Raw genomic sequence first — 25,207 nt, 5'->3', positions numbered from 1 at the left:
GTCCGCGATGACGCCCCTGGATTGCTTCGCTCCGCTCGCAATGACGAGCGCGGCGCGCTTTGCGATTCTCAGGCGTGAACCGCCTTCTCGTAGTCCTCGACCAGCGCGCGCGACACGTCGCCCGGGGTGAATTTGTAGGGACCGATCTCCGCGACGGGCGTGACCTCCGCGCCCGTGCCGCAGATGAAGCATTCATCGAAGCCCGCCAACTCCTCCGGCTGGATGCGGCGCTCGATCACCTCAATGCCCCGCGCCTTGGCGAGATCAATGACCGTGCGGCGGGTGATGCCGTCGAGGAAACAGTCGGCGATCGGCGTATGCAGCGCGCCATCCTTCACGAAGAAGACATTGGCGCCGGTGCATTCCGCCACCCGGCCCTGCCAGTCCAGCATCAGCGCGTCGGCATAGCCGCGGCGCTCGGCGCGGTGCTTCGAGATGGTGCAGATCATATAGAGGCCCGCCGCCTTGGCCAGAGACGGCGCGGTGCGCGGATCGGGCCGGCGATATTCGGCGATGTCGAGCCTGACGCCCTTCATCTTGGTGGCGATGTCGAACATGCTCGGCCAGTCCCACACCGCGATCGCGACATGGATGGTCGAATTCTGCGCGGCGACCGCCATCATCTCGCTGCCGCGCCAGGCGACCGGGCGCACATAGGAGTTGACGAGGCCATTGGCCTTCAGCGTCGCGTCCTTTGCAGCGTCCAGCTCCTCGACCGTGTAGGGAATCTCGAAGTCGAGCACCTGGGCGGAGCGCCTGAAGCGCTCGGAATGCTCGCGCGACTTGAATATCCTGCCGGCATAGGCGCGCTCGCCCTCGAAGACGCAGGAGCCGTAATGGAGGCCGTGCGACAGCACATGCAGCTTCGCGTCGCGCCAGGGAACCAGCGCGCCATTGTACCAAATGAATCCGTCGCGCTGATCGAAGGGCGGGACAAGCATGGCAAGCTCCGGAAAGCGGCGTCTCGGCGAGGGCCGATCGGCCGCTTCGACGCTGACGGGAAGCACTAGCCATCGGTCAGAAATATGTCAATATAGCTGACATATAGGCGCGCGGGGGAATCGGGTGAACGATAATCTCGGATGGTTGCCGCACCAACGCCTCCCCTCTACGGGGAGGTCGGCGATCGAAGACCGCCGGGCGGGACTCGCGCCGCCATAATCATGGCTGGGGTTCGACTCCGCCCGCCCCAGCTTCGCCGGGCGTCCAGAATCTCAAGAAGAAGTCCAGGAAACCGCGATTGAGCGATCTTCTCCCGCCAAAGGCCGCCGTCCTGTCGTCCGCCGTCCCGGCGGCGCCGAGTCAGGCTCCGCGCCGCATGGAGGAGGACGCCGAGGCGCTGGATCTCGTCGAGCTGTTTTTCTTCGCCTATCGCGACTTCGTCGGCGACGCCGACCGCCTCCTCGAGAATTACGATTTCGGCCGCGCGCATCATCGCGTGCTGCATTTCGTGCATCGGCGGCCGGGCCTCGCCATCGCGGCGCTGCTCGATATTCTGAAGATCACCAAGCAGAGCCTCAACCGCGTGCTGAAGCAGCTGCTCGACGGCGGCTTCGTCGAGGCGCGGGCGGGCGCGGTCGATCGCCGCCAGCGCCTGCTCTATCCGACGCCGCGCGGCGCGCAGCTCGCCCGCGAGCTCGCGGCGCTGCAATCGGAACGCTTCCGCCGCGTGCTGGACGAGCTCCCTCCCGCCGCGCGCGACGCGGCCGCCGCGTTTCTCTTCGCCATGGTCGATCCCGAGGAACGCGAGCGCGTCCGGCGGCATCTCGGCCGCGCCGATCTCGGCCGGGGCAAAAGATGAGCGCCGCCGCAACGGCCATCCTCCCGCGCGCGCCGGCGGCGGCGTCGAAAGGCGCGCATATCCTCATCGTCGACGACGACAAGCGCATCCGCGCGCTGCTTTCCCGTTATCTCATGCGGGAGGGCTATCTCGTCAGCGCCGCCAGCAATGCGCGGGAGGCCTCCGAGCGCCTGCAGGACTTCGCCTTCGATCTCATCGTCCTCGATGTGATGATGCCGGGCGAAAGCGGCACGCAATTCGCCGCGCGCCTGCGCGAAGGCCCCGAGCCCTTGCGCTCCGCGCCGATTCTGATGCTCACCGCGCTCCACGAGACCGCGAACCGGGTCGAAGGACTCGAGGCGGGCGTCGACGATTATCTCGCCAAGCCCTTCGATCCGCGCGAGCTGTCGCTGCGCATTGCGAGCATTCTGCGGCGGTCGCGCCGCCTTGAGCCCGCCGACCCGCTCGCGCGCTTCGGTCCCTTCGCCTTCGATCCCGCGCGCGGCGAGCTGACCCGCTTCGGCGAGGCCGTGCGCCTCACGACGCGCGAGCGCGACTTGTTGCAGACTCTGGTCGAACATGCGGGCGCCATCGTTTCGAGGCAAACTCTTTCCAACCGCGCCTCGGAGCAGAGGGCGGCGGAGCGGACGGTCGATGTCGAGATCGCCCGCCTGCGCCGCAAGATCGAGGCCGACCCCAATGCGCCGCGCCATTTGCAAACGGTGCGCGGCCACGGCTATCGACTTGTCGTCGACTCGTCGCGCGCTACAAAGTTGCAGAGCTAGAGGCGAATATGTCCCTCGTGATCACCGAAGTCCTTTCCGCGCCGCGCCAGCTCTGGCGCCGCTTCGCAGACTGGCTTCACGCGCGCATGCCCAAGGGCCTTTATGCGCGCGCGCTCCTTATTGTGATTCTTCCCGTGGTGCTGCTGCAATCGGCGGTGGCCTATGTCTTCATGGAGCGTCACTGGGAGGTCGTGACCTACCGCCTGTCGGCCGCCGTGGCGCGGCAGGTCGCCGCCGTGGCCGACGTCTATCAGACTTTCCCGGACGATCCGGGCCACAGCCAGCTCCGCCGAATCGCCGCGCTCGACCTCAATATGGAGCTGTCGGTGCTGCCGAAGGAGCCGCTGCCCGAGCCCGTCTCCAAGAAGTCGCTCTTCTCGCTGCTCGACAAGGCGCTGGCCAGCGAATTGTCGCGCAAGATTTTGCAGCCCTATTGGATCAATACGAGCCTGCCGGGAAATCTGATCGAGATCCGCGTGGCGCTCAATGACGCGACGCTGCGAATGCTCGTCACGCGCACCCATGCTTACGCCTCGAACTCCTATATTTTCTTCATGTGGATGGCGATCGCCTCGGTCATCATCCTCGCCATCGCGACCTCCTTCCTGCGCAATCAGATCCGCCCGATCCTGCGGCTGGCCCGCGCGGCCGAGGAATTCGGCAAGGGCCGCGACGTGCAGTTCTCCCCGCGCGGCGCGCGCGAGGTGCGCCAGGCCGGCCACGCCTTTCTGGAGATGAAGCGCCGCGTCGAGCGCGCCATCGAGCAGCGCACGACCATGCTCAACGGCGTCTCGCATGATCTGCGCACCATCATCACGCGCTTCAAGCTGTCGCTCGCGCTGATGGGCGAGAGCAACGAGGCCAATGAGATGCGCAAGGACGTCGACGAGATGGAGCGCATGGTCGAAGCCTATCTCGCCTTCGCCCGCGGCGATGGCGGCGAGGCCTCGTCGCCGACGGACGTCGGCGCGATTCTCTCGGAGCTCAAGGCCGACACGGAGCGCCGCGGCATTCCCGTGACGCAGAATGTCGAAGGCGACCCCACGATCGTCGCGCGCCCGGCGGCGATCAAGCGGCTGCTCGCCAATCTCGTCGGCAACGCGCAGCGCTACGGGAAGAAGATGGAGTTCTCCATCGTCAATGACGGCGAGGCGATGGTTATCCATATCGACGACGATGGACCCGGCATTCCGGTGGAGCGGCGCGAGGACGCCTTCAGGCCTTTCTATCGGCTCGACGAGTCGCGCACCCAGGACAACGGCAATTCCGGCCTCGGCCTCGCCATCGCCCGCGACATCGCCCGCTCGCATGGCGGCGACATCGCCCTCGACCGCAGCCCCCTTGGCGGCCTGCGGGCGACGGTCACGCTGCCGATTTAAGCCGCCGCGTCCGCCCGGCATTGCGAGAGGAGCGAAGCAATTCACAGCCGGGACGTGGCTCTGGATTGCTTCGCTCCGCTCGCAATGACGGCGGTCCTGGATAGTCATCCGCATCGCCCGTCTTTGCGAGAGCAAAGCCACGAAGCAATCCAGAGCCGGGACGACGTCCCCGGATTGCTTCGCCGCTCGCAATGACGAGAGCGTTTCGCCTAGGCGCTCGGATGCGGATAGTCGTCATCCGCCGCGTGACGGCGGCGGAGCCCGCCGATCTCGAACAAGCGGTTCGCCATATCCGCGAAGGGCCGCGTGATGCGCGCAATGTCCTCGACATGCTCGACATAGCGCTCGCCGCGCGCGATCTCGCGGTCGAGGGTCTCCAGCGCGAAGGAGAAACCGTCCTGGAACCAGGCGTCGAGCACCCTGCCCCAGGCCAGCGCCAGCCCTTGCAGCTTCAGCGAGCCGACAGGCCCGTCGCAATCAATGTCCGCCGCCTCCAGCATGAAACGCATGGAGTTGACGACCTCTCGATTCAACGCCGTTCCGGTCAGCGGGTCGCGCGCCGCCCAGCGGGCGACGCTCGCCAGCGCGTCGCGATAGGGCTCCAGCGCTTCGAGGCGCTTGCGCAGCACTTCGTACAGGCGGTCGCGCGCCGGATCATGCGAATCCTGCGTCGAGACGGCCTCCAGCACCTCGCGGTCGATCCTGCGGTTGAAGCCGCCAATGATCGCCCCCTTGGAGGGGAAGAGATCGCGCATCTCGGCCAGAGAAATATCCGCCTCATGGGCGATGTCGGTGAGGCTGACATCGCCGAAGTCGCGGCGGGCCGCGAGCCTCAGGGCGGCGTCGATCACCCTGTTTCGAGCGCTCATCGTCGTCTCCGATCTAGTTTTCTCTTTGGGTAATCTATTGCCGCGCCAGATGGGGGCAAGGCGAGAACCGCCGCCTCAGCCCGAAAGTTCGCCCGCGCGCTTCTTTGCGGCGGCGACGGCGCGCGCAAGGAGCGGCGCCAGCCCATCCGCGGCCATCAGCACGGAAAGCGCCGCCGCCGTCGTGCCGCCCGGAGAGGTCACGCGCTGGCGCAGGGTTTCGGCCGGGACATCCGCCTGCCGATACAGAAGCTCGCCCGCCCCCTCGACGGTCGCGCGCGCGAGGCGGCCGGCGAGATCCGCCGGCAGTCCCGCCTCGACGCCGGCGGCCGCGAGGGCCTCGACGAGATAGAACACATAGGCCGGGCCGGAGCCAGAAACGGCGGTGACGGCGTCGATGAGCGTCTCGCTGTCGACCCATTCGACCTGCCCGGCGGCCGCGAGCAGCGCATGGGCGAGCGCGCGCTGGCGCTCGCTCGTCCCGGCGCTCGCATAGGCCCCGGTCATCCCCCTGCCAATGGCAGCGGGCGTGTTGGGCATGGCGCGCACGAGCGCCCCGGCGGCGGGCAGGCGCGCGGAAATGTCGGCGACGCGCTTGCCCGCGAGGATCGACACCACGACCGATTCCGGTCCCACGAAAGGCGCGGCCGCCTCGGCGCCCGCCTCCAGCATTTGCGGCTTGACGGCGAGCACGACGGCGTCGAACGGCCCCGCGCCCGGCGCGCCGGAAAGCGAAAAGCCCTGCGCGGCGCAGAGCGCGCGCAGGCGGTCCGACGGATTGGGCTCGACGATCGCGACGCGGTCGGCGGAGAGACCCTGCGCCGACCAGCCCTCGAGCAAAGCGAGGCCCATATTGCCGGCTCCGACCAGCGCGACCGAAGCCTCTTTCAAGGACAAGGCGCTCACGCCTCGCCCTTCGTCTCGAAATTGGCGGTGTCGAGCGCTTCTCTGGCGGACTTGCCCGCCCAGAGCACGAACTGGAACGCCTGGTAATAACGCTCGCAGGAGGTCAGCGCGTTCTCGAGCAGGGCGGCGCATTGCGTGGGCGAAGGCTGCGCGCCGCCGCAGAGCATAAGGCCGTGGCGATGCATGGCGACGCCCTCCTGCGGCCAGAAGTCGAAATGGCCGATCCACATCTGCTCGTTGATGGCGTTGACGAGGGCCATGACCTCGGCGCGGCGGCGCTCGGGCGCTTTCAGATCGAAGGCGCAGCTCACATGGAGGGTCTCGAGCTGCGGGAGCCAGGTGAAGGCGACGTGATACTCGGTCCAGGCGCCGGCGACGGAAATCGAGATTTCGTCCTCATCCTCACGGTCGAAGGACCAATCGTTCGTGGCGGCCAATTGCTCCACGACATCCACCGGATGTTCGGCCCGTTCCGTTTCTTTTTCTGTAGCGATCAGCATGAGCCAACCTTCATCGGAGTGTCAGCAGGACGCGGCGACTTGCAAAAACATAGGACGACGCATCACGAGACTTCGAGTAACAGGCGCCTCCTTCGAGCAGAGGGTTCGAGCGGTCGAATCATTCCCTACGGCCACTATACTCCACCTGTTCAGAAACGCGTGACGGTTCAAGCGCCAGCGCAATCGGGCGAAAGACTGTCTTTCTTTCCTTCATCCCGACGAGGCGGCGAAGCGGCCGTCTCAAAGGACGAAGGAAAGGAAAGCCGCGTCTTACTGGATTTCCGCGTCCTTCGAGACGCCGCAGGCGGCTCGGGAGGAGAAAATCCTTTACTCCGATCACGCTGGCTCGAGCGCGAAAGGCGCGTCAACCTGGGCCGCAGACTGCTGGATTCGTCTTCCTCCGTCTATGGGCGGCGGGCTCCATTCCACAGCTAGACGCAAAATGCGGACAAAAAGCTTTGGAGAAAAATAACTTTACTTTCTCGGCCGTCTGGAAAAGCGGGCGCCGGGAATCTTCTCCCGCCGCCCGCCCGCGGACGAATGCGCCGGCGTCAGCGCTCCATCATGACCGGCGTGCCGACGCTCACGCGGGAATAGAGATCGGCGACGTCCTCGTTCAGCATCCGGATGCAGCCATAGGAGGCGGCGGTGCCGACAGAGGATCGCATTCTCGGGCTCGTGCCGTGGATCGCGACCTCGCCGCGGTCGAGCGTCAGCGCGGCGACGCCCATCGGGTTGCGGGAAGAGCCCCCCGGGATGAAGCGCGGAAGCTCCGGATGGTCGGCCCGGACGACGGCCGGCGGCGACCAGTCGGGCTGGAAATATTTGCCGTCGACGGCGGCGTAGCCCGACCACTCCTTGCCGCGCTTCGGCACGGCGACGGGGTAGCGAATGGCGACGCCCGGGCTCACCACATAGAATAGCCTGCGCTGGCTGGCGCTGATCACGATCGTGCCCGGCTCGACGGAGGGCGAGAAGGACACGGTGTCGCGGGCCGAGGCGGCGGTCTGCGGAAGGGCGGCGACGCCGAGCGCCGCGACGGCGCCGATCAGAAGACCCTTCAGCCGGTAGGACGAGCTACGCATTGGATTCACCTTTTAACTGACGCGCCGAACGCGGATGCTGACAATATCGGCATTCTAGCTTTCGCCATGATCTTGTCTAAGCGTTCCGCATCTTGCGGTTAGGGCTTAACGTTAAGTATTTCCGTATGTTGCGCTCAGGCAACAGGCTGCGCCCCGCCTTCCCCCGCCCTTATCTAGCCCTCTTTCGTCCAAAATCCCGGCGCCCGGCGCTTGCCGCGGCGGCGCCCCTGCGCAATAGAGAAAGCTTATGGAAAAACAATCACCCCCGCCCCGTATCTTCGACCAGGGCCTGCTGCGCGAGCGGCTGCGGCGGGCGCTCGTCAAAGGCGCGCCCGACTTCCTGCTCGCGCGGGCGGCCGACGATCTCCTGGACCGGCTCCTGACCGTTAAGCGGGACTTCCCGCGTTCACTCGATCTCGGCGCGCCGGCGGAGCATTTTTCACAGGCGATCGTCGCGAGCGGCCGTGCGGCTCCCTTGCGCGCGAGCCGGCTCGGCGGCGCGGTGATCGTCGACGAGGAGGCCCTGCCCTTCGCGCCGGCCTCCTTCGACCTCGTCGTTTCGGGAATGGCCCTGCAATGGGTCAACGACCTGCCGGGCGTCTTCGCCCAGGTGCGGCGCATTCTCGCGCCGGACGGGCTGTTTCTGGCCTGCCTGCCGGGCGGCGCCAGCCTCGTGGAGCTGCGCATGGCGCTGGCGCAAGCCGAGGAGGAGATCACCGGCGGCGCGAGCCCGCGCGTCTCCCCTTTCGTGGATGTGCGCGACATGGGCGCGCTGTTGCAGCGCGCGGGATTCGCCCTGCCCGTCTCGGATGTCGACAGCTTCGCGCTGCGCTACGATTCGGTTCTGGGGCTGATGAGGGACTTGCGGGCCATGGGCGCCGCGAACGCGCTCGTGAAGCGCGACTCCCGCCCCCTGCGCCGGGACGTGCTCGCCCGCGCCGCGCAGATCTACGCCGACCGCTTCTCCGACCCGGACGGGCGCGTGCGCGCGAGCTTCGAGATCGTCTGGATATCCGGCTGGGCGCCGCATGAGAGCCAGCAGAAGCCGGCGAAACCGGGCTCGGCGACGATGCGGCTGGAGGATGCGATGAAGGCGGCGCGGCGCGAGTGAGGCTTTCTGCTCATGAAACGCTTTTGCTCGCGTCTTCCACCGTTATTGCGAGCGAGGCGAAGCAATCCAGGAGCGGCGCCACGGCTCTGGATTGCTTCGTCGGCTTCGCCTCCTCGCACTGACGGCGGAGAAGGAACGTTCGCCGAGAAATTCGAGCGGCGCAGGCTTCAAGCCTTTAGAACCGACCATGCTATCTGCGTTTAGGCGATTCCGCCTAAGCGCAACGTGATCTAAGCCTTCCGCCAAATCAAATCCAAAACTTCGGGCAGAGCGTCGATTACTGCGCCGGGTGGCGCCTCAAGGTCAGCGGGCCACGCCATGCCGGAGCGAAACCACGCTGTCGCCATGCCCGCTGCATGTGCGCCAAGAATGTCGACGGTCGGGTTGTCGCCTACGAACAGACAATGTGCAGGTTGCACGTCGAGTCTTTTCGCGGCCCGCATAAACAAACGTCTGTCCGGCTTTCGCAATCCTTCGCTCTCCGAGATCAGAATCGCGTCAACGCGTTCGCGGAGTCTCAAAGCCTCAATATGCCGTGACTGAAACGCAGACTCGCCATTGGTGACCACGCCGATCGCCAAGCCCCGGGCTCGCAGCGTTGCAAGGGTTTCGGTCATGCCACGGAACGCCATGGCGTAACGGCAGCAGTTTTCCTGGTAATCCACAAGCATGAGCTCAGCTATCGCCGGGTCGCCACTAAAGGTAGCCAGAATAGTCGGATACACTAGCGACTTGTGAACATGGCCGCGCGCGTCGAGAGCAAGAAATTCGTCACGCCAAGCCTCAAAGGACGCAGAACCTAGCCGATCGCCAAAGCGGTGATATTGGTCGGCAAGAAAGGCGACCAGCGAACCGGTTCGGTCAAGCAATGTTTCGTCGAGATCAAAAAGAACAGCCGAGATCATTATATACCATAACAGACGCGCGCAATTCTGCGTTCACTTTTCATCCGCGCGCCTATGGGCCAATCGACCGCCGCCATGCGGCGGGACAATTACGGGCGGAGGCCTCAGCCGCCCCGGCAGCGGTCGAGAAATTTCTTGGCCGTCCCCGAGGCGTCGGCGTCGACCAGCGGATGTTTCTTCTGGTCGGGCGTGACGATCGAAACCGCCTTGCCGCTGAACAGGACGCCGATCGCGGCGTCGTCCAAGGGAAGCTCGGTTGCGAGCTCCGTTCCGCCGGTCATTTCGATATCGGGGCTTTTCCTGGAAAGGCCCTGCACCCTGGCGGATTTCCCGTCGCTCTCGATCCTCACGGAAACGGGCTCGCCGTTTCCCTTGCCGACGCCATAGACCGCGCCGAGACGCAACGAGATCAAGCCGTCAAACATGCAGGCGGCGCGCACGGCGGCGTCGGACTCCTCCTCGGTCGGCCGGGCCTCCAAATAAGGCCGCGGCTTGCCGCCCCAAAGCGTCTTGGCGAGCGCGGGCGAATGCGGCAGGGCGAATGCGACCGCGGCGGCAAGAAGGAAACGGCTCATGCAAAATCCCATGCAAATCGGTCCTTCGGCAGCCTATGCGATTGCAAGCTCCAGGGCAATCAGTGCGCGCGAACAACGACTTCCACGCGTCGCGCCTCTATCGGCGCGGGCTCCCATGGGCGCTGATAGACGAATTGGATCACCGCCTGGCCGGGCGCCGCGCCGCGAATGAGCCAGCCATGCGCCCCCGGCGCGCCGGGCATATTGGCCCCGGCCTTGTAGCCCTCATCCGCGATCGCCACCCGATCGAGCCCGGCGCTCGCCCGCGCATCGATCCGCCAGCTAAATCCGGTGGAAGGGTTTTCGGTCAATTCGATGCGCGCGCTCTCGCCCGGCGAGAGGCGCAGCGTCTCGGCGCGAGCCCCCTGCATGGCGGCGACGAGCGCCGCCGCGGCCAAAATCAGCGCGCGTCCCATCGGGCGGCCTCCCCTTTTGGAGGACCCGGCGCGACCAGCGCCGCGATCCGCGACGCCGCCGTCGCGGCGCCGTCCTCGCGCCGCACGCTTTCCGCCACATTGGCGGCCCGCCCCTCATAGACGCCGTCGAGACGCTCGAGCTCCCGCCGCATCGCCTCCGGCGTAGCGGTCTTTCCGTCGACGATGCGGGCGACGCCGAGCCGTTGCACCCGTTCGGCATTGTCGAACTGGTCGCCCAGAAAGGGCGCGACGAGCTGCGGCCGGCCGGCGCGCAGCGCCTGCCCCGTCGTGCCGACGCCGCCGTGATGAACCACGGCCCAGGCGCGCGGAAACACCGCCGAATGCGGCGCATAGGGCGCGACGCAGATGTCGCCGTCCTGCTCTCCCATGAGCGACGGAAGGTCGTCCTCATGCGCCAGCAGCACCGCCCGGCGCCCGAGCCGGCGCGCGACCGTCACGCAGTCCCGGTAGAAATCCTGTCGCGCCCGGGCGACGAAGCTGCCGAGCGTGAAGACAATGGGGGCCGCGCCATGATCCAGAAAGGCCGAGAGATTGGCCGAGAGCGCGGCGCCGCCCAGATAGCGGTCGTGGAAAGTGTGCCCGGCGATGAGCGTGCGCGAGCCGTGATCCGGCTGCGGCGGCGCGAGCGCCGGACTGAACAGGCCGATGACGGCGTCGCTTGATTTCACCCCGAGCAGCAGGTCAAGTCCGTAGCGGGGCTTCAGGCCCAGTTGGCGCCGCAGGCGCCGCAAAGGCTCGGCCCAGAGCGCGATGGCGTGGGAGAGCGACCAGAGCAGGAAGCGGTTATAGGCGATCTCGACCGTTCCGACCGGCGCGCGGCGCAAGGGCGCGCGCGAGCCGAGCGGCGGGTCGTAGGCCGAATAGAGCATCATCGGCGAGAGCAGCACCGTGGCGAGCGGCAGGCGGCGGGTCTCCGCCACGAGCCGCGCCGAAAAGGCGAGGCTGTGCGAGACGATGGCGACCGCGCCGGCGCTCGCGGCCAGAAGATCGTCATAGCTTTCCCGGAGATGGGGAAAGATCAGCGTGTCGAAGAGAAACTTGTCGTCTTCCGACATTTTGCGGGCGATCTCGCCCAGATCCATGCCAAGCCGCGTAGTGAGGTCGTCGGCGTCCGGCCGAATGGGCGCGAAGCCGAGGCCCTCCCCCCGGACATATTCGCCATAGGCGGCGCTGGTGGCGATGACCGGCGCGAAACCCTCGCGCGCCAGCGCATGCGCGAGCGCGACAAAGGGGTGGAGATCGCCCAGCGATCCGAAGGTCGCGATGAGGATTTTGGCACCCGGCTTTTCCAATCGAATCTTCCGGCCGCCTTTTCGAGGCGACCCGTTCTCGAGAACGCTTTTCGGCGGTTGTTTCAGCCTGCCCTAATAGAGACCCGGGATCAACCGCCACGTTCTTGCGCGATAGGCGTCATATTCGGCGCCGAAATGCGAGCGCAGGAGCCTTTCCTCGGCGCGAATCCGGGCGATGAGAGGCAAGGCGTTGAGCGCGCCCAGAAATACGCCCACCATGGTGTTGAATGCGAGCCCCCAGCCCAGCGCGCCGATGAGCAGGCCGAGATAGCTCGGATGACGGATGGCGCCGTAAAGGCCGGTCGTTTCGAGCCGATGGTCCGGCTGGATCGCGACCAGCCCGCTGAATCTCCGGCCGAGAACGGCCACGGGCCACAAGCGGAGAGCGCCGCCCGCCGCAAGCAGCGCGACGCCAAGCCAGCGGACGGCGTCGCCGTCGATGGGCCAAAGCCCGATCCGATCGGCCCAGGGCGGCGCATAGGCTCCGGCGAGGCCGAGGATCGCGAAGACGGCGATGACCCACCGATTGCCGCGGTCCTCTCGCACCCCGGGGCTCAGATTGCCGCCGACGAAGAGAGACGCCACGCCCAGAGCGACGGTGACGAATGCGAGCGCGGTCCGCGCCGGGTTGGCGAAAAACAGGCCCGGTCCCCCGCCGGCGACAACCGCCAATCCGAGATAGATAGCGATCGACGCCGCGACTGACGCGGTTCTGGCCAGCGTTGGCTTCATAGCGGCTCGCCCATCCTTCTGCGGGCCGTCATCGCGGGAAGAGCAATCCGGAGCCGTCGCGCCTCCGGATTGCTCTTCCCTGCAATGACGACGCCTGGAATCTCGCCGACGCGTGCTATAAATGGCTTCGATTTCGAGGTTTCCATGACCGCCCCGCTACAATCCACGCATGCTTCCGCAAAGCCGTCGCTCGCCGGCATGACCCGCGCCGAGCTCGGCGACGCCTTGCGCGGACTCGGCCTGGCCGAGCGCGAAATCCGCATGCGCGTCTCGCAATTGTGGCACTGGGTCTATTTCCGGGGCGCGCGCGACTTCGGCGAGATGCTCAACATCTCCAAGGCGCTGCGCCTTACGCTGGACAGCGCCTTCGATTTGCGCCTGCCGGAGATCGTCGAGGAGCAGGTCTCGGTCGACGGAACGCGCAAATGGCTGCTCCGCCTTGCGCCGGTCGACGCGCGGGACAAGGGCGCCGAGGTTGAATGCGTCTATATTCCCGAGAGCGACCGGGGCACGCTCTGCGTTTCCTCGCAGGTCGGCTGCACGCTGAATTGCAGCTTCTGCCACACCGGCACGCAGAAGCTCGTGCGCAATCTGACTTGCGCCGAGATCGTCGGGCAGTTGCTCGTCGCCCGGCAACGGCTCGGCGACTTCCCCGACCGCGAACGTCCGACGGACGGGCTCGCGCCCTCGGGCGAAGGCGTGCGCGCCGTCTCCAACATCGTCTTCATGGGCATGGGCGAGCCGCTCTATAATCTCGACGACGTGATGGCCGCGATCGAGGTCATGGCCGACGGCGACGGGCTCTCGCTCTCCAAGCGCCGCATCACGGTCTCGACCTCCGGCGTCGTGCCGCAGATCGAGCGGCTGGGCGCGGAATGCGGGCCGGCGCTCGCCATCTCGCTCCACGCCGTGCGCGACGATCTGCGCAACGAGCTCGTGCCGCTCAACCGGAAATATCCGATCAAAGAGCTGCTGCAGGCCTGCCGCGACTATCCCGGCGCCAGCAATGCAAGGCGCATCACCTTCGAATATGTGATGCTGAAGGGGATCAATGACAGCCCCACCGAGGCGCGCGAGCTGGTGCGGCTCTTGAAGGGCGTGCCGGCCAAGATCAATCTCATCCCCTTCAATCCCTGGCCCGGCGCGCCCTATGAATGCTCGGACTGGGAGACGATCGAGCGCTTCTCCGACATCGTCTTTGCCGCCGGCTACGCCAGCCCCGTCCGCACGCCGCGCGGGAGGGACATTCTGGCGGCCTGCGGGCAGTTGAAGAGCGAAACGGAGAAGCTGAGGGCTCGGGCGAGGTTGGCGGCGCAGGACGCGGCGGAATAGGGACGCCGCCCGCCGCCGCCGGCGATAAGATCACGCTGCCAAGAGCGACGGAGCGGGAGGATTGTTGGGTAGTACGACGCTGAGGGCCGCCGCGGCTTCGCGACCGCCACTCAGGAATGGGCTCTTCTACGCACGGGTTGCAAGAAGACAGGCGGCCGGCCCGTTGGCGGCCGCAGGCTCCTCCAGGGCTGTCGTGACTACATAGCCATGGCCCTCCAGGAGCGCGCGGACCTGCTTCAACTCGAGCCATACCGACTCTGAGTAGATTCCCCCGCAGAAGTCACGCGCCGTAACCTTTCCGCCGTAGCTGCGCATATGGTAGTTCAGCGTTTGTCCGTCGATCGTCCGTTGGACGACTTCGCCCGTCAAAGCCGCCCTTCGAGGGTCTCCAACCGGCATGGCGTCGTCGTCGAAAAAATGGCTCCAGATAAAAATCCGAGGCGCAGCCTTTACCATTCCTGACAGGACAACGAGCGGATCGGTCAAATGGTATAATACCCCGCTTGCAACGATCAGATCAAAGGTTTGGCCGCTCCGACTGAAAAAGGAAGTAAAATCCCCAAGCAGAAACTTCGCGCGGTCTAGCCCAAAAATTTCTTTCACAAGTAAGCACTTCAGGAAACTGAGCGAATTCGCTTCGATGCCGGTGATCTGCCCCGCGCCTGCTTTATGCAACATATAGGTGTGGGCTGCTTCCAACGGTCCCAACTCAAGAACATTCATACCCTGTATCGAGCCGAGTTGGGAAAGGAACCACTCAACCCGTCCGTCGCTGAAAAGCGGCGCATATCCGCTCTCGACGCCTTCTAGGGGCAGTTTGGAAGACCAAGTTCCAGCAAAAAGGGAAACCGCAGCTTCCGCGCTGGGAAACCCAGCGACGTAGTTATCATTGACCAACATTAAGCGCTCTCCATGTAAAGGCGTTGTCAAACGCGAGTCCTATTATCGCCCTTACTAAAGAATGACCTTACTGTTTTCCAGCTTGTGCTTTGCTTTTCTGCGTGCCATTTTGAAGGAAGCTTCCAAGGATAGGTGGCCCTCGGCGGGAATGCGGGCGTGAAATCTGCGTTCAGGGAGAGATTTGGGCTGTAGAAGGGGTCGGCATCGAGCACTGCAGCCCATTTCTCCCTCATCATTGTAGCCTCGCGGTCAAGCCGCGCCGCCTTCTCCGGAGAAACGTCATGCCCGCGCGTGAGCGATTCCTTATGGAGTAGCAGCACTTCTGGATCAACGATAATGCGGTAGCCCGCCCGTCTGATCCGAATACACAGGTCAACGTCGTTGTAAGCGACTTTCAGAGCTTCATCGAAACCGCCGATTGACTCGAACACATTGCGACGAACAAACAGACAAGCTGCCGTCGCAGCTGAGAACTGCTGAATGAGCGTAGCCTTGGAACAATACCCGGGCGCGTCGCCGCCAATGCCCAAATGCGGATGCGCCGCTGTCCTATGCGAGCCCATCCCGAGGTAAACTCCGAAATGCTGTATCGCCCCGCCAGGAAAAAGAAGCTTCGCGCCGACCGCGCCAATGTCGGGAATTTCGAAATGCGCCGTCGCTCGTTTTAGCCAATCTTCTGCAAGCACCTCTGTGTCGTTGTTCAGGAAGCAAATAATCTCGCTTTCAACGCTTTTCGCCGCACGATTGTTGATGGCGGAGAAATTGAATTCCCCTGGGTAGCGAATGACCCTGGCGCGGTCCTCGCGCGCTGCGTAGCTATCGAGAAAGCTCAGAGTCTCGGCCTCCCCCGAGTCGTTATCGACAATCACGATTTCATGAGGTTGCGAACTCGCCTGCTCAATCGACTTCAAGCAAGCGGTCAAATCCTCGACGCGATCCCGCGTCGGTATGATGACGGCGACGTTCCTCGGTCGATCCCAAACTTCGGGAGTGATTTTGATCGAGGAATTCCCAGGAAATTTGCCCTCAACAGACAGATAGGGCAGGCCCCTTCGGACGAAATGGTCGCTGATCGCCTTGCGCGCCGCAACGATTGCGTAATCCTTCTGATCCGCCGAAACGGCCGTGGACCCGATCACTTTGCGCCAATGATACAGCACATGGGGAATATGAATGATATCTCGGGGCTCGCACGCGTCCGCGCAGCGAAGAAGGAGGTCGTAATCTTGACTTCCCTCATATCCCTTCCGAAAACCGCCCACCTTCCGAACGAGGGACGTGGCGTAAACGCCGAGATGACTGACCAGATTATGCCCGTACATGAGGTAATTGTCGAAGTCGCCCTTGAAATAGGGATCGCATCTGCCGCCGTCGACTTCGAGCTTGTCCTCGTCTGAATAAAGTATTTTCGCGTTCGGATGAACATTGGTGTAGTAGGCGACCATCCAGAGCGCATGAGGGGCGATCACGTCGTCGTGATCGACAAGAACGAGATATTCGCCGCTCGCGAGGTTAATAGCAGAGTTTGAGCACTCCGAAATATGCCCGTTCTTCTCGCGAAAAACATAACGAATGCAGTCGTGCTCGGCCGCAATCTTAGCGATGAATTCACGAACCTCCTCCCTTGTGGAGCAGTCGTCCGCAATGCAAATTTCAAAATTCCTGTACGTCTGCGCAAGTATGCTTTTAATCGCTTCATCAAGTAACTTTATATTCGAGTTGTATGTTGGCATAATAATCGAGAAGAGAGGCTTGATCGGAAAGCGTCCAGCCTGCTCCTTCATATCGGCGAAGTCTTTTTCCGAAAGCGTGTCGCAACGATCAACCCACCGCCGATATTGGATTTTTCGAGCGTCTAGATTCTTATTTAAAGCATGCAACGCTCCGGCAGCCACCATCGCGTAAGCACGGCGCTGTGCATCAACTGTGTCCAGGAGAGAGTTTTCGCCTCTCGCTCGCTGTTCCGAATGCAGCTTGAAGCCCACCTGCTCTACAATGCGCTGCACTTCCTTCGCTAAATCCGCGCCGCCTGCCTGATAGCAAGCCAATAGAGGCTGAGTGATCGGCGTAAACCGCACAGACGCCTTCGTTAAACGTGCGAATCCTTGTGCCGAAGCCGGATCGAGCCTGAAGCCTACAGCAAGCGCTGGAAATGGAATGTGAACTGACCAAACATGCTTTTTGACCTCTGCAAAATTGACCGAGTTTTCCTCGGACAACCCGCTTCCATAGTCGAAATATAGACGGGGATCGACCTGGGTGCCGTCAGCGGGCTCGATCTGGATGATAAAATCCATGATGTGGAAATTATGGACAATATCTGTAAGAAATTGAAATAATATCTGTGGGTCGTCTGTCGTAAATTGTGATACTCCAGATCCAGTTTCAACTATATTAACTACTTTCGTAATCTTAGCGAATGAGCAAAAAAGCTCGTCGATGGTTACTACTTGTTCAGGAGTTCGATATTGACGGCCCTCACTTCGGCCGAACTGCAGATAATGCAGCTTTAGCCGCCAATCTTGAGATGGCAATTCAGGGTTAAGCTGCAAGTATTCAGCTGAAGAAAAATCCTCCGGAAGCGAGCCATGCCTACGTTGCAAGGAATGCATCGCTTCCTCAAAATTCTTGAAGCGGCCTTCGGCAGCGCCGTGACGCTGATAATGCAGCCTGAGCTCCCGCTGCGAAAATCCACGGAGATCGTCGTAGTACTCGCCGTAGAAATCCGGATCAAAGCGACTCATGTCGAAGCTGAAGAGCGCCTTCAATTTCCGCATCCTCTTTCTTCACTTCCGTCACTAAATTTTGGCGTCGCTTTCGCAGCGACCGGGAGACCCGGTGCGCGAAACGCCGGCGAACATGCGCGGCGCTATGCCGCGATGGATTGCTTTCGTGAATTTGGCGGACTCACGACTCCATGACGGAATGGTTGAGACGCCACGATTGAGATTGGAGGGTCGCGCGCGGGGCGGCCTAAGCACATTGTCAGGAAATACGGCATGTATCCCCGCCCGGATCACTCGACCCTACAAGCGTTGAAGCGCCGCACATGAAGATGGCCTCCGCAAAAATATAAATCTTTTCATTCGGATAGGCATTTCTGGACGCGTCTATTGGCGATAGACGACATATCCCCGAAACGCCCAATCTCATAATGTATATAATACTATAAAAGCTTTGCGATTTCAAATTATGCTAAGCCTTTAAGAAAGCTAACATTTTTTGTATTCAGTAGAAATCTGTCAAAAAAAGACGAGAAACGGCGATAAATCTGGTCAAATGCTTGATCCGTATAACAGAATTTGCGCGACTACGCTCACGGCCGCGCTCGGCGGCGGCGTGGAGCAAGACGGCCAGGGATAAGGAGATTCGGCCTCTATCGGCGCGCGCCGGCCGCCGACAGCCACGCCAGCGCCGCCGTCAGCGCGACGTTCCAATTGGCCAGCGTCAGTCCCAGCACCCGCAGCGCCGGCTCGTCGCAGCGCACGACCTTCACGGTCTTGAGCTGAGTCATGAAGTCGTCCATGGAGCCCGCCGTCGAGAGCGCGCCGGAGCAGTCGGCGGGGCCGGCGACGAGCTTCCATTCGACAAGCGAGTGATAGACGGAAAGCGCCGCGTCGCTTGCGAAAAGCAGCGCCATGAGCGCAAAGGCGCCGCGCGCCAGGCCCGCCCGGCCCATCCGCGCGGCGACGCCCGCCAGCGGCGCGAGGGCGAAGGCGGCGTAATAGGGAATGCGCTCCTTGTAGCAGAGCTCGCAGGGGAGATAGCCGAGCGCTTCATACGCCCACGCGCCGCCGATCGCCGCGAGGGCGGCGGCGAAGATCAGCGCCGCAAGCGTTCCGGGTTTATAGAGATCGACAGGCATCGTTCGGGCGCTTTCCCTCGCGTCCCGCCCAATATCGAGCGGCTCGCCCGCGCGCGACGAAAAGCCGAGCGCGAGCGCGCGCCAGACCCTGGAATTGGGCAATCTTCGCAGGATCTTAAAACATCTTGGCGGCGACGGCGAAACCCGCGACCACCACCAGCGCGAGCGAGCCGATGAAAAGCCCGAAATGACGTTCGAGCTTGAGGCGGATCGTATCGCCGAAATGGTTGATGGCCGCCGCCAGCACGAAGAAGCGCGCGCCGCGCGTGATGAAGGACAGCGCGATGAAGAGCGGGAAATTATAAGCCAGCAGGCCCGAGACGATGGTCACGAGCTTGTAGGGAATCGGCGTGAAGCCCTTCACCAGAATGAAGATCGCGCCCCATTGCGCATAGAAGGCGCGCAGCGCGTCCATCTTCTCGGCGTAGCCGTAGAGATTGATGAGCCACAGCCCGATCGTGTCGTAGAAGAGCGCGCCGAAAGCATAGCCGAGCGCGCCGCCGGCCACCGAGGCAATGGTGCAGACCGCCGCGAAATACCAGGCCTTTTTTGGCTCGGCGAGCGTCATCGGCACAAGAATTACGTCCGGCGGCACGGGAAAGAAGGAGCTTTCCGCAAAGGCGATGGCGCCGAGCGCGAAGGGCGCGTGCTTGCTCGAGGCAAGGGACATGGTCCAGTCGTAAAGCTTCTTCATTTTGCCTCATCAGAGCGGCCGAGGCGCCGATGGGCGCGCCGGTCAGAGCCGCCAGCACGATAAAGATTAGCGTAAAGAAGGCAAACGCCGGGTTGACGAGGCGCCCCGCCCCGCTAATATCCGCCCCGCTCGCGCGCCCGATCCTCCGACTCGGCCGCAAGGGCCCCTGTGGCGGAATTGGTAGACGCGCTCGACTCAAAATCGAGTTCCGCAAGGAGTGCTGGTTCGACTCCGGCCAGGGGCACCATCCAATATCTATCCACTTGAAATTACTAGCTTTTCTCACCTGAAACCCGCACCGGATTTGAAGGTGCGGGAATAGATGTTCCTGTTTCAACCCGGTCCAGCTTATCCATCGCCTGTTTCGCGAGCCGGGCGCGATCCGCTTCCTTCGTATAGACCTCAGCCATTCGCCCGCTCTCCCACCCGAAGACCGCTTGCAGTTCGTGAACGCTCGCACCGGCATTGGCGAGACGGGTCGCGCCAAGCTTGCGAAGGCCATGCGCAGAGCCGGGAACCTTCGCGGCTATACAGGCGTCTTTGAACCAGTTGCCGAAGCTCTCCTTGGTCATCGCCTTACCGGAAGGCGTCGAGATGAACGCCAAGCCTTTCGAGGGCGTCGCGGCGATGATCTCGGCAAGCTCCGTTCTAACAGGAATATGAACAACCGCCCCCGTCTTCTCAGTCCGCATTGTTATAACGCCTGATCGAACATGCTGGCGTCCAAGCTGCGAGGCGTCGCCCCGGCGAAGGCCGCTGTAGAGTAAGATCGCCAGCGCAAGGCGCTCCCGCGTGCCGATGGGCCAGCGTGCTTCGAACTGAGTGACTTCTTCCTCGGTCCAGGCGTGAAAACCATCGGTCTTCTGAGTCAGGCCTTTCACGCCGTCGCATGGGTTGGTGCCGACATGCTCCGCCTCGACCGCCCATTTGAAGAAGGCTCGCATGGCCTTCAGATAGTCATTCGCTGCGAATGGTGTCTCCCGGCGTCGATCTCGACCGGCGACAATGTCGGCGCGCGTGATGGCCGCGTAGGACTCATCGCCGGCACTCTCGATGATCCGCTTGAAGATGTTCTCGCGGGCGCGGCGCGTCGCCATAGAAAGCTCTGTCCATGCGCTGCTTTCTCGATAGCGATCGATCAGCCAGCGCAGCGAGCCGGACTTCGGGCCGGCCTTCTTCTTCACGACCTCGCCGGCAAGCGCTGCGGCGTAAGCGTCCGCGAAGTCCGGCGAGCCAAAGTCCGGAAGCCGGATGCGAAGCCCCTTCCCTCGCCTGAAATACCAGACGCGCCGATCATGGCGCGTGATTTCAGAGTGAACGAAGAGCGGGCGCTTGCGCGGCATGAGGGCTTCCGGCGTCGGGGTTGCGTCGGGCCGAATCATAGGCGAATCCGGGATTCGCGCGCAACGTGGCCCTTATTGGCGTCGTTTGCCGGCGTCGGGGGCGCGGTAAAAGGAAGGATGCGGATAGCGCCATCCGGCTCGACGCGGATTTCCATTGGCGCGCTCTCTTTTTGAACTGCGCGGATGGCCCGGCGAAGGTCGGCTTCTGTGAAGCGGGAGGCTTTGCGGCTCATAGGAGAATGAAAGCGCCGCAACAGAACTTGCGGCGCTTTTCCATCTTTAGAACACGTTAATCACGATGCGAGGCGCGGGCGCTTCGTCGCGGCGCTCCAACTCGTCATATCCATCATCGCCGGTAGCGCCGTCGTCTGCGGCCACCTCGTCGAGAAACTCGCTGATCTTATTTTCGAGTTCGTCGATACGATCGTCGCGCCGGACGATCTCGACGCCGAGCAATCCAACCGTCTTCTCAAGCTCAGCGATCCGAGCATGAAGCGCCGGAAGCTGATGATGTTCCGCGTTTGTAGACATAGGACATCCTTTAGGTTGAGGCCCGGCGCACCACAACCTAATCGCGCGCCGGGCCAAGGACGCCAGACGGGGACCGCCTGACCTTAGCCGATATAGCTAAAAAAGAGAGTCGCGACCGCGACAGATTGCCGCATGTGATGGAGTAGGCGTTTCGAGAAGAAAAAAGCCCGCCGACTCCGGCGGGCTCTTGGTCGCTGCGATCTTGGCGCCGGTCAGGTGCGCAAGCCGCATGATTCATAGTGCTTCACGCGCTCGTCAATCGGGATACGGGCGAAGCTATAAAGCTCGGCCTCATTGTCGCGCGCCGCCGCTGCGAGCGCGTGAAACAGGTCGCCAACGGCCTCATCCTCGCTAATGGTTCCGTCACGATGTGCGGTCACGATCGATCGCAGGAAGCTCTCAATATTCTTCGATTCAGTTTTGGCAATCAGGAACATACGCTTCTCCTAATATATTGACCTTAGCGCTCCGAGGTGATGATCACCTCGACGCCGCCCGCGTCGGCAAACGCTGCAAATTGACCGTGGTCTGGATGCAGTCCGCTCCAGACCGTAGACCATCCACGGTCCATCCGCTCCGAGAGCTTTACCGTAAGCGCTGTTCTGCTCCCACCTGTTTTGAGCGAGCGGTAGGGACGATAATCGGAGCGATAGAGGGCTCCGACACATGTCGATTTCAGAGCGTAAACATATGCCGGAGCCTGAAGCGTTTCCGGCGCGGCGGATCGAGGTCTTCACGGGCTCGGGGCGTCGGAGGACGTGGGGCGCGGATCAGAAAGCGGCGATTGTCGCTGAGAGCTTCGCGGAGGGCGCGAGCGTTTGTGAAGTGGCGCGGCGGCATGGTCTGACGCCGCAGCAGCTTTACGTGGCGTCGTCAGGCGCGCAAAGAGACCGAGGCTCGCGAGGACGTAGGCGCGCCGCCATTGTTCGTTCCCGCAGTCACGCAAGGGCCTGCGCCCGCGCCGCTCACCAAACGCGAACGACGCGCTGTGCGCCAGGAAGTCGATTCGACGCCGACGATCGAACTTGAAGTTGATGGCGTCACGGTTCGGGTCGGACGCGGCGCGCAAGCAAAGACCATCGCTGCGGTGATCCGGGCGTTGAAAGCCGCCAAATGATCGGTCCGACGGGCGCGGTGCGCGTGATGGTGGCGACGAAGCCGGTCGACTTCCGCAAGGGCGCGGAGGGTCTCGCGGCGCTGGTGCGCGAGACGATACAGTGCGATCCCTTCGACGGCGCGATCTACGTCTTTCGCGCGAAGAGGGCGGACCGCATCAAGCTTGTCTTCTGGGACGGCACGGGTGTGTGCCTCTTCGCCAAGCGACTGGAGGACGGCGAGTTCCGCTGGCCGAAGATCGAAGACGGGGTGATGCGGTTGTCGGCGGCGCAATTTTCGGCGCTGCTGGAGGGGCTAGACTGGCGGCGCGTACACTGCGCGAAGGAGACGTCGGCGCCGGCCTTGTCGGGATGATGCGACACAGTGAATCAGGGCGTCGGAGAGCGTCGAAAGACGGCACAAAATATGGTCTTCTGCGTCTATGGCGCAGGCGGTCGAGACGCTTCCCGACGATCCTAACGAACTGAAGGCGATGCTCCTCGCCGAGCGGGCGCGCAACGATCGTCTCGTGCAGATCATCAAGGAGATGCAGCGCCATCGCTTTGGACGACGCGCCGAGACCCTTCCCGAAGACCAGATGCTGCTCGCGCTCGAAGAGGTCGAACAGACGGAAGCGGGCGCCGCCGCGGAGGAGGAAGCCAAGTCCGCCACCGAACGCGAGAAGGCGTCCAGAAAGCGCCGCACGAACCGTGGCGCGCTGCCTGCGCATCTCCCGCGCATCGAAACCATCGTCGACATCGAGGATAAAGCCTGTCCCTGCTGCAAGGGGGCGCTCCATCAGATCGGTGAGGATGTCTCCGAGCGGCTCGACGTCGTGCCGGCGCAGTTCCGCGTGCTGGTGACGCGGCGTCCCAAATACGCCTGCCGCGCCTGCGAGGGCGCTATCGTGCAGGCGTCGGCCCCGGCGCGGCTGATCGAGGGCGGCCTGCCGACCGAGGCGACAATCGCCCATGACTGGTCTCCAAATACGCCGATCACTTGCCGCTCTATCGCCAAGCACAGATCTACGCCCGGCAGGGGATCGCCCTCGACCGTTCGACGCTCGCCGACTGGGTTGGCCGCGCCGCCTGGCATTTGCGGCCCGTGCACGAGCGGCTTCTGGAACACATCAGATCGTCGACAAAAATCTTCGCCGACGAGACAAGGGCGCCGGTGCTTGACCCCGGGCGCGGGCGCACCAAGACCGGCCAACTTTGGGCTTATGCGCGTGACGACCGGCCATGGGGCGGCGCCGATCCGCCAATCGCAGTCTATGTCTATGCGCAAAACCGAAAGTCCGAGCAGCCGCTCACGCATCTTGCCGGCTTCACGGGCGTCGTGCAGGTCGACGGTTACGCCGGCTATCGCGCGCTGACGCAGAAGAACAGCGTGTCGCTCGCCTTCTGCTGGTCTCACGTCCGCCGGCGCTTCTACGAACTCGCCGCAGCAGGTCCCGCGCCGATCGCCAGTGAGGCTCTGGCGCGCATCGGCGCGCTCTACGCCATCGAGAGCGACATCCGCGGGCAGAACCCGGACGACCGGCGCGCAGCGCGACAGGAAAAATCCCGCCCGATCCTCGACGCCCTCGAGCCATGGCTGCGCGAGAAGCTCGCGCTGATCAGCCAGAAGACCAAGCTCGCCGAGGCGATCCGCTACGCGCTTTCACGCTGGGACGGCTTGACGCGCTTTATCGACGACGGGCGCACCGAGATCGACTCCAATATCGTCGAGCGCGCGATCCGTCCCATTGCCCTCAATCGCAAGAACGCGCTCTTCGCGGGTTCGGACGGAGGCGGCGAAAACTGGGCGATCGTCGCGTCGCTCATCGAGACCTGCAAACTGAACGGCGTCGATCCGATGGCCTATATGGCCGATGTCCTCGCGAAGATCGTCGACGGACATCTCGCGAGCAAACTCGACGAGCTCATGCCATGGGCCTACGCGCAGCCGGTCGCTCTCAAACACGTGGCCTGAAAACAGCGGTTACGCTTTACCTCCTGTGCGTTCAGAAAGTCGTCGATAAAGTCTTCAAGCTTGGTGTTCCAAATTTTCATTTGATTTGCTCTCCGCGCTGATTTGCGACGCGAAGTGACTCGCACGCCGGGATTCGTGGCGTCAATATATAATTTCATTAAATTTCAATAACTTAAGTCAGTTATGACTGACATGCTGGATTGAACGAAAAAAAAGCGCTGCGGCAGGGTATAGGCCGCAGCGCTTTACCAGAGGAAAAAAGCACGCAAAAACGCACATGAATATTGTAATGGAAACGGATACATTTGCAATGATTAAATCAAATATATGAGCCACTATTCTTCTATATTATCTATCTGCGCGAGTATCTTATTAACTTCTTCGTTTACCTTCTGAGTGCGCGGCTCTTCGATCGTGGCGAGCCGATCCTTAAGCACTGAATTTTCGGTTTCCAACTCGGCATTGCGAGTGCGCAGCGCGACGATTTTTGGAACGGTCTTTTTGACTTTCCGGAACACAGATTCAAATTTCGCGATCCTCGCTTCAAGCTCAGCGATCCTCGCGTCACGCTGAGCAAGCTCGTCACGAAGCGTCGCGCGCTCCTGTCGGATTTTCGCCCGGTAAACCTTGTTCATTGCTACCTGTGACTTAGCCATTGCCGAACCTAATGATTAGGTCCTAATCATTAGTGAGGCAAGCGCTAATGATTAGGACGGGAACCGGAGCCTAATGATTAGGCCCTAATGATTAGCGAGGCAAGCACTAATGATTAGGGTGGGAGCCGCAGCCTAATGATTAGGCCCTAATGATTAGGTCCTAATGATTAGGATGGGAACCGGGAAAAGGAAGGGGGCGGCATGACGCGAGGCCTCCGGCGGAACTCCGGAGGGGTTGAAAAAGCAGGAACTCCGATAGTCGATCTAGGCTTCGCCAAAACCGGAGGGGTTTCAAAAAAAACGGGCGCGTCCCAAAGGGCGCGCCCATTATCGAAAAATTGTGAGCTGCCCATAGACGACTAACCCAAGTGTTTCCCATTAAAAGCGCCTCCGGAGAGACGCTAAAGGAAACGCTCGGGTTAGTCCTCTAGGACAGCGGAAGCGGGAAAAAGCCCTTTCGGTAG

The 25,207-nt window shown here is 62.7% G+C and carries 26 protein-coding genes, 1 tRNA gene and 1 pseudogene; 10 read left to right on the top strand and 18 right to left on the bottom strand.

Translation table 11 applies throughout. The features are described from left to right. Positions 1–68 precede the first annotated feature (68 nt). Positions 69–941, bottom strand: a complete 873-nt coding sequence (locus tag ACV7JP_RS16185) for a branched-chain amino acid aminotransferase (protein ID WP_457796678.1) — start codon at positions 939–941, stop codon at positions 69–71. A gap of 299 nt (positions 942–1,240) precedes the next feature. On the opposite strand from ACV7JP_RS16185, the gene ACV7JP_RS16180 reads away from it, so the two are divergent. Genes ACV7JP_RS16180 through ACV7JP_RS16170 form a run of 3 tightly spaced genes read left to right on the top strand, consistent with a single transcriptional unit; the run spans position 1,241 to position 3,944 of the window. Then, positions 1,241–1,801 carry a MarR family winged helix-turn-helix transcriptional regulator gene (locus ACV7JP_RS16180; protein WP_457796677.1) on the top strand — a complete coding sequence of 187 codons (561 nt, stop codon included), beginning with the start codon at positions 1,241–1,243 and terminating at the stop codon, positions 1,799–1,801. Next, positions 1,798–2,565 carry a response regulator gene (locus ACV7JP_RS16175; RefSeq protein ID WP_457796676.1) on the top strand — a complete coding sequence of 256 codons (768 nt, stop codon included), beginning with the start codon at positions 1,798–1,800 and terminating at the stop codon, positions 2,563–2,565. The genes ACV7JP_RS16180 and ACV7JP_RS16175 overlap by 4 nt, the downstream gene beginning before the upstream one ends. Before the next feature lie 8 nt (positions 2,566–2,573). After that, on the top strand, positions 2,574–3,944 hold the full coding sequence (locus ACV7JP_RS16170) for an ATP-binding protein (protein WP_457796675.1): 1,371 nt from the start codon (positions 2,574–2,576) through the stop codon (positions 3,942–3,944). 209 nt (positions 3,945–4,153) lie between these two features. Here ACV7JP_RS16170 and ACV7JP_RS16165 read toward each other — a convergent pair whose 3' ends face one another. The 4 genes from ACV7JP_RS16165 to ACV7JP_RS16150 all read right to left on the bottom strand — a co-directional run bounded on the left by ACV7JP_RS16165 (position 4,154) and on the right by ACV7JP_RS16150 (position 7,301). After that, entirely contained in the window at positions 4,154–4,813 is a 660-nt protein-coding gene (locus ACV7JP_RS16165; RefSeq protein ID WP_457796674.1) for a TetR/AcrR family transcriptional regulator, read from the bottom strand. Between the two features lie 75 nt (positions 4,814–4,888). Then, the gene (gene proC, locus ACV7JP_RS16160) at positions 4,889–5,716 is read right to left on the bottom strand and encodes a pyrroline-5-carboxylate reductase (RefSeq protein WP_457796673.1); all 828 of its coding nucleotides are present in this window, start codon (positions 5,714–5,716) and stop codon (positions 4,889–4,891) included. Next, a complete protein-coding gene (locus ACV7JP_RS16155) occupies positions 5,713–6,216 on the bottom strand; it encodes a YbjN domain-containing protein (RefSeq protein WP_457796672.1) in 504 nt (167 codons plus the stop codon). Before ACV7JP_RS16155 ends, proC begins: the two co-directional genes overlap by 4 nt. A gap of 551 nt (positions 6,217–6,767) precedes the next feature. Further along, positions 6,768–7,301 carry a L,D-transpeptidase gene (locus ACV7JP_RS16150; RefSeq protein WP_457796671.1) on the bottom strand — a complete coding sequence of 178 codons (534 nt, stop codon included), beginning with the start codon at positions 7,299–7,301 and terminating at the stop codon, positions 6,768–6,770. 247 nt (positions 7,302–7,548) lie between these two features. Between ACV7JP_RS16150 and ACV7JP_RS16145 the strand changes: the two genes are divergently transcribed. Further along, the gene (locus ACV7JP_RS16145) at positions 7,549–8,412 is read left to right on the top strand and encodes a methyltransferase domain-containing protein (RefSeq protein ID WP_457796670.1); all 864 of its coding nucleotides are present in this window, start codon (positions 7,549–7,551) and stop codon (positions 8,410–8,412) included. 230 nt (positions 8,413–8,642) lie between these two features. Here the strand turns inward: ACV7JP_RS16145 and ACV7JP_RS16140 are convergent, their stop codons facing one another. From ACV7JP_RS16140 to ACV7JP_RS16120, 5 genes are all read right to left on the bottom strand, one after another. After that, positions 8,643–9,317, bottom strand: coding sequence for an HAD family hydrolase (locus ACV7JP_RS16140; RefSeq protein ID WP_457796669.1), 675 nt, complete (start codon positions 9,315–9,317; stop codon positions 8,643–8,645). A gap of 104 nt (positions 9,318–9,421) precedes the next feature. Beyond that, positions 9,422–9,892, bottom strand: a complete 471-nt coding sequence (locus ACV7JP_RS16135; protein ID WP_457796668.1) for a hypothetical protein — start codon at positions 9,890–9,892, stop codon at positions 9,422–9,424. A 59-nt stretch (positions 9,893–9,951) separates the two neighbouring features. Next, complete coding sequence (locus tag ACV7JP_RS16130) at positions 9,952–10,308, bottom strand: protease inhibitor I42 family protein (protein WP_457796667.1); 357 nt, start codon at positions 10,306–10,308, stop codon at positions 9,952–9,954. Next, positions 10,293–11,621, bottom strand: coding sequence for a glycosyltransferase (locus ACV7JP_RS16125; RefSeq protein ID WP_457796666.1), 1,329 nt, complete (start codon positions 11,619–11,621; stop codon positions 10,293–10,295). Before ACV7JP_RS16125 ends, ACV7JP_RS16130 begins: the two co-directional genes overlap by 16 nt. Before the next feature lie 72 nt (positions 11,622–11,693). Then, positions 11,694–12,353, bottom strand: a complete 660-nt coding sequence (locus ACV7JP_RS16120; RefSeq protein WP_457796665.1) for a methyltransferase family protein — start codon at positions 12,351–12,353, stop codon at positions 11,694–11,696. Between the two features lie 84 nt (positions 12,354–12,437). Between ACV7JP_RS16120 and rlmN the strand changes: the two genes are divergently transcribed. Beyond that, the gene (gene rlmN, locus ACV7JP_RS16115; RefSeq protein WP_457796664.1) at positions 12,438–13,685 is read left to right on the top strand and encodes a 23S rRNA (adenine(2503)-C(2))-methyltransferase RlmN; all 1,248 of its coding nucleotides are present in this window, start codon (positions 12,438–12,440) and stop codon (positions 13,683–13,685) included. Between the two features lie 126 nt (positions 13,686–13,811). On the opposite strand, the gene ACV7JP_RS16110 is transcribed toward rlmN, so the two are convergent. The 4 genes from ACV7JP_RS16110 to ACV7JP_RS16095 all read right to left on the bottom strand — a co-directional run bounded on the left by ACV7JP_RS16110 (position 13,812) and on the right by ACV7JP_RS16095 (position 19,144). Next, positions 13,812–14,585: a class I SAM-dependent methyltransferase gene (locus ACV7JP_RS16110; RefSeq protein ID WP_457796663.1), complete on the bottom strand. Its 774-nt coding sequence runs from the start codon at positions 14,583–14,585 to the stop codon at positions 13,812–13,814. Between the two features lie 26 nt (positions 14,586–14,611). Continuing rightward, a complete protein-coding gene (locus tag ACV7JP_RS16105) occupies positions 14,612–17,353 on the bottom strand; it encodes a glycosyltransferase family 2 protein (protein WP_457796662.1) in 2,742 nt (913 codons plus the stop codon). Between the two features lie 608 nt (positions 17,354–17,961). Next, entirely contained in the window at positions 17,962–18,552 is a 591-nt protein-coding gene (locus tag ACV7JP_RS16100) for a disulfide bond formation protein B (RefSeq protein WP_457796661.1), read from the bottom strand. A gap of 13 nt (positions 18,553–18,565) precedes the next feature. After that, positions 18,566–19,144 (bottom strand): YqaA family protein, encoded by a 579-nt coding sequence (locus ACV7JP_RS16095; protein ID WP_457796660.1) that lies wholly within the window; start codon positions 19,142–19,144, stop codon positions 18,566–18,568. 162 nt (positions 19,145–19,306) lie between these two features. Here ACV7JP_RS16095 and ACV7JP_RS16090 point away from each other — a divergent pair. Then, positions 19,307–19,391: transfer RNA gene (locus ACV7JP_RS16090), tRNA-Leu, on the top strand. A 25-nt stretch (positions 19,392–19,416) separates the two neighbouring features. Here ACV7JP_RS16090 and ACV7JP_RS16085 read toward each other — a convergent pair. The 3 genes from ACV7JP_RS16085 to ACV7JP_RS16075 all read right to left on the bottom strand — a co-directional run bounded on the left by ACV7JP_RS16085 (position 19,417) and on the right by ACV7JP_RS16075 (position 21,455). After that, positions 19,417–20,526, bottom strand: a complete 1,110-nt coding sequence (locus ACV7JP_RS16085) for a tyrosine-type recombinase/integrase (protein ID WP_457796659.1) — start codon at positions 20,524–20,526, stop codon at positions 19,417–19,419. Positions 20,527–20,766: 240 nt separating this feature from the next. Further along, positions 20,767–21,018 carry a hypothetical protein gene (locus ACV7JP_RS16080; RefSeq protein ID WP_457796658.1) on the bottom strand — a complete coding sequence of 84 codons (252 nt, stop codon included), beginning with the start codon at positions 21,016–21,018 and terminating at the stop codon, positions 20,767–20,769. A gap of 212 nt (positions 21,019–21,230) precedes the next feature. Continuing rightward, positions 21,231–21,455, bottom strand: a complete 225-nt coding sequence (locus tag ACV7JP_RS16075; RefSeq protein ID WP_457796657.1) for a hypothetical protein — start codon at positions 21,453–21,455, stop codon at positions 21,231–21,233. 229 nt (positions 21,456–21,684) lie between these two features. Between ACV7JP_RS16075 and ACV7JP_RS16070 the strand changes: the two genes are divergently transcribed. From ACV7JP_RS16070 to tnpC, 4 genes and pseudogenes are all read left to right on the top strand, one after another. Then, positions 21,685–22,047 carry a transposase gene (locus ACV7JP_RS16070; RefSeq protein WP_457796656.1) on the top strand — a complete coding sequence of 121 codons (363 nt, stop codon included), beginning with the start codon at positions 21,685–21,687 and terminating at the stop codon, positions 22,045–22,047. Then, positions 22,007–22,135, top strand: a complete 129-nt coding sequence (locus tag ACV7JP_RS16065) for a hypothetical protein (protein ID WP_457797107.1) — start codon at positions 22,007–22,009, stop codon at positions 22,133–22,135. Before ACV7JP_RS16070 ends, ACV7JP_RS16065 begins: the two co-directional genes overlap by 41 nt. Continuing rightward, positions 22,132–22,488: an IS66 family insertion sequence element accessory protein TnpB gene (tnpB, locus tag ACV7JP_RS16060; RefSeq protein ID WP_457796655.1), complete on the top strand. Its 357-nt coding sequence runs from the start codon at positions 22,132–22,134 to the stop codon at positions 22,486–22,488. Before ACV7JP_RS16065 ends, tnpB begins: the two co-directional genes overlap by 4 nt. A gap of 67 nt (positions 22,489–22,555) precedes the next feature. After that, positions 22,556–24,087: pseudogene (gene tnpC, locus ACV7JP_RS16055) on the top strand (IS66 family transposase). A 335-nt stretch (positions 24,088–24,422) separates the two neighbouring features. On the opposite strand, the gene ACV7JP_RS16050 reads toward tnpC, so the two are convergent. Next, positions 24,423–24,722, bottom strand: coding sequence for a hypothetical protein (locus tag ACV7JP_RS16050; protein WP_457796654.1), 300 nt, complete (start codon positions 24,720–24,722; stop codon positions 24,423–24,425). Positions 24,723–25,207 lie beyond the last annotated feature (485 nt).

This window comes from Methylocystis sp. S23 (genome assembly GCF_054106005.1).
The sequence above is the reverse complement of the archived record's forward strand: the minus strand, read 5'-3'. Positions and strand labels throughout refer to the sequence as shown.